Raw genomic sequence first — 3,642 nt, 5'->3', positions numbered from 1 at the left:
CCGAAGTGACGGGGGCGGCCCTGTGATGCGGCCGGTCCGGTGCGACGTCAGTCGTTGCCGTTGCCCGGGGCCGGGGTCGTCTTCTGGATCTGGAGCAGGAACTCCGCGTTGGACTGGGTCTTCTTCATCCGGTCCAGGAGGAGCTCGATCGCCTGCTGCTGGTCGAGCGCGTGCAGCACCCGGCGCAGCTTCCAGACGATCGCCAACTCCTCGCTGCCCAGGAGGATTTCCTCCTTGCGGGTGCTGGACGCGTCGACGTCCACCGCCGGGAAGATGCGCTTGTCCGAGAGCTTCCGGTCGAGCTTGAGCTCCATGTTGCCGGTGCCCTTGAACTCCTCGAAGATCACCTCGTCCATGCGCGAGCCGGTCTCGACGAGCGCGGTGGCCAGGATGGTCAGCGAACCGCCGTCCTCGATGTTGCGCGCGGCACCGAAGAAGCGCTTCGGCGGGTACAGCGCGGTCGAGTCGACACCACCGGACAGGATGCGTCCGGAGGCCGGGGCCGCGAGGTTGTACGCACGGCCGAGGCGGGTGATGGAGTCCAGCAGGACGACCACGTCGTGGCCCAGCTCCACGAGGCGCTTGGCGCGCTCGATGGCCAGCTCGGCGACGGTGGTGTGGTCCTCGGCGGGACGGTCGAAGGTCGAGGAGATGACCTCGCCCTTCACCGACCGCTGCATGTCGGTGACCTCTTCCGGACGCTCGTCGACCAGGACGACCATCAGGTGGCACTCGGGGCTGTTGACCGTGATCGCGTTGGCGATGGCCTGGAGGATCATGGTCTTGCCGGTCTTCGGCGGGGCCACGATCAGACCGCGCTGGCCCTTGCCGATGGGGGCGACCAGGTCGATGATCCGCGTCGTCAGGACGTTGGAGTCGGTCTCCAGACGGAGCCGGTCCTGCGGGTAGAGCGGGGTCAGCTTCTGGAACTCCGGGCGGCCGCGGCCGGTTTCGGGCGCCATGCCGTTCACCGAGTCGAGGCGGACCAGGGCGTTGAACTTCTCCCGGCGCTCGCCGTCCTTGGGCTGGCGCACCGCACCGGTGACGTGGTCACCCTTGCGCAGGCCGTTCTTGCGGACCTGGGCGAGCGAGACGTACACGTCGTTCGGGCCGGGCAGGTAGCCGGAGGTCCGGATGAACGCGTAGTTGTCGAGGATGTCCAGGATGCCCGCGACGGGGATCAGGACGTCGTCCTCGGAGACCGGGACCTCGCCCGCGAAGTCCTCGCGGCCGCGACGGCCACGGCGGTCGCGGTAGCGGCCGCGACGGCCGCGGCGGCCGCCGGCCTCGTCGTCGTAGCCGTCGTCCTGCGGGCCGGCCTGCTGGCCCTGGCGCTGCTGGCGCTGGCCGCCCTGCTGGCCCTGCTCGTCGCCCTTGCCCCGGCGGTCGCGCTGACGCTCACGGCGGTCGCCGCGCTCACCGCGGTCGCCGCGGTCGCCGCGCTGGCGGTCCTGGCGGTCGCCGCGGCGGCCCTCGGCCGTGTCGGCAGCGGCCTCGGCGCGCTCCTCGCCCCTGGGCTCGGCCGGAGCCTCCGCCTTGGCCTCGGCGGGCTTGCTCTCCGCCTTGGTCTCGGTGGGGCTGCCCGCCTGCGCGGTCGCCCGGCGGCGACGGCGCTCGACCACGGGCTGGTCCTCGCTGGCCGGCTGGCCGGGGATGTCGATCTGCTGCTGGCCCGCGGCCTTCTCGGCGGGCTCGGCGGCGGACTCGTCCCCGGTGCGCGCCTTGGAGGTGGCGCGGCGCTTCGGCTTGGTCTCGGTCGTCGCGGCGGGCGCGGCGGCCTTGGGCGCGGCGTTGCCCGCCTGCGCCTCCTTGATGACCTCGATCAGCTGGCCCTTGCGCATCCGCGCGGTGCCCTTGATACCGAGGCCGGACGCGACCTGCTGCAGCTCGGCCAGGACCATGCCCTCAAGGCCGGTGCCGGAGCGGCGGCGCCGTGCGGTGGTGCCAGTGGCAGCACCTTCGGCGGGCGCGGCGCTGTCGACGTTCTTGTCGGCAGTCACGCCCATCAGATCGGTGGTGTCGCTCACGAAGGGTCCTTCCCTGGAGCGGACGTCGGCCTTCTGGCTCGGCGACCGGTTGTGCTGTCCGACTGCGGTCTTCTTTGCTGACCGTGCCGGGGCGGTGGTCCGCCGGGGTACGGCGGAGAGATGAAAGTGTGCATGGGCCCGGCGCGAGCATCCCCCTGCTCGGCCCACTCCTGGACGAGCGAGGGGTGTCGTGCCGGTTCCGGAGCGTGCACGAAACTGCTCAGGCAGGCTGCTCAGGCAGTTGGGGAGGCTCCCGGAAGAATTGGTGGTCCCTGAAGGGGACACGAAGCAACGCGCCACTTAGACGTCGGTTGCAGACTTGAGGTTAACACTACCGGCTCCAACAAACATTCCCCCTCTCACTCACCGGCAATCTTCTCCGCTACGGAGCGAGCGGCAGCACACTCGCGCCCTGGGCGTCGAGGTCGAGGCGATTGGCCGCCCAGCCCTCGCCCGCCAGCCGTGCGGCCTTGTCGGCCGCACCGTCCTCGGTCAGTGCGAGCACGGTCGGCCCGGCACCGGAGATGACCGCGGGGACGCCGTCCGCGCGCAGTCGGTTGACGAGCTCCACGCTCTCGGGCATCGCCGGGGCGCGGTATTCCTGGTGCAGCCGGTCCTCGGTGGCGGTGAGGAGCAGCTCGGGGTTCCTGGTCAGGGCCTCGACGAGCAGGGCGGCGCGGCCCGCGTTGAAGGCGGCGTCGACATGCGGGACAGTACGGGGGAGCAGGCCCCGGGCGGTCTCGGTCAGCACCGGCTTGCCGGGGACGAAAACCACCGGAACGATGGATCGTACGGGGTCCATCCTGTGGGCCCGCGCCACACCGCCGTCCATCCACGCCAGTGTGAAGCCGCCCAGCAGACAGGCCGCGACGTTGTCGGGGTGGCCCTCGATCTCGGTGGCCAGTTCCAGCAGCGCCGCGTCGTCGAGCCGGGCCTCGCCGCCGGTGGTCACGGCGCGGGCGGCCACGATGCCCGCGCAGATGGCGGCGGAGGAGGAGCCGAGGCCGCGGCCGTGCGGGATGCGGTTGGCGCAGACGATCTCCAGGCCGCGGGGCTGGCCGCCCAGCAGGTCGAAGGCGGTGCGCAGGGAACGCACGAGGAGGTGTTTCTCGTCGCGGGGCAGCGTTTCGGCACCCTCGCCCGCGATGTCGATGTGCAGTCCGGAGTCGGCTACGCGGACGACGACGTCGTCGTACAGCCCCAGCGAGAGGCCGAAGGCGTCGAAACCCGGGCCCAGGTTGGCGCTGGTCGCGGGAACGCGCACCCGGACGGCGGCGGCTCGGAAGGCGGGACCGGCCATCGGTTGAACGACTCTCCTTGGGTGGCGGCGGGGGCGGTGAAGCGTTTTCTCCGTGTGGCGGGAAGTCGTGGTGACGGGGAGTGGAATTCCGGGGAACCCGACGGCCACGACGGCCCAAGCACCGCGGCAGACGCGGCGGGGCGGGTTGAGGACAGCTTATCGAAGGAAGGTTCTGTGGCGACATAGGGCGCACAGGAGGCGCACGATGCGTGTCGCACGCCGCAGGTGCGCTCTCGTCCCGAAAAGGTCTGATTGAGCTGGGTTCTTGCGTGCGGGCCGAAGCCCGTGCGCGTGCCGGACCACCCGGGTCCGGCA

2 protein-coding genes are annotated in these 3,642 nt (G+C 71.3%); both read right to left on the bottom strand.

The features are described from left to right. Positions 1–47: 47 nt before the first annotated feature. Complete coding sequence (rho, locus tag ACFCV8_RS35710) at positions 48–2,027, bottom strand: transcription termination factor Rho (RefSeq protein ID WP_376689720.1); 1,980 nt, start codon at positions 2,025–2,027, stop codon at positions 48–50. Positions 2,028–2,409: 382 nt separating this feature from the next. Continuing rightward, the gene (thrB, locus tag ACFCV8_RS35705) at positions 2,410–3,327 is read right to left on the bottom strand and encodes a homoserine kinase (protein ID WP_376689719.1); all 918 of its coding nucleotides are present in this window, start codon (positions 3,325–3,327) and stop codon (positions 2,410–2,412) included. Positions 3,328–3,642 lie beyond the last annotated feature (315 nt).

Source organism: Streptomyces sp. NPDC056347, from assembly GCF_042262625.1.
Taxonomy (GTDB): domain Bacteria; phylum Actinomycetota; class Actinomycetes; order Streptomycetales; family Streptomycetaceae; genus Streptomyces.
Note: the sequence above shows the minus strand (reverse complement) of the source record. Positions and strands in the feature narration are given on the sequence as shown.

Coding starts and splice junctions, on each gene's coding strand:
- thrB (WP_376689719.1), bottom strand. CDS start 3,327: ATGGCCGGTCCCGCCTTCCGAGCCGCCGCCGTCCGGGTGCGCGTTCCC.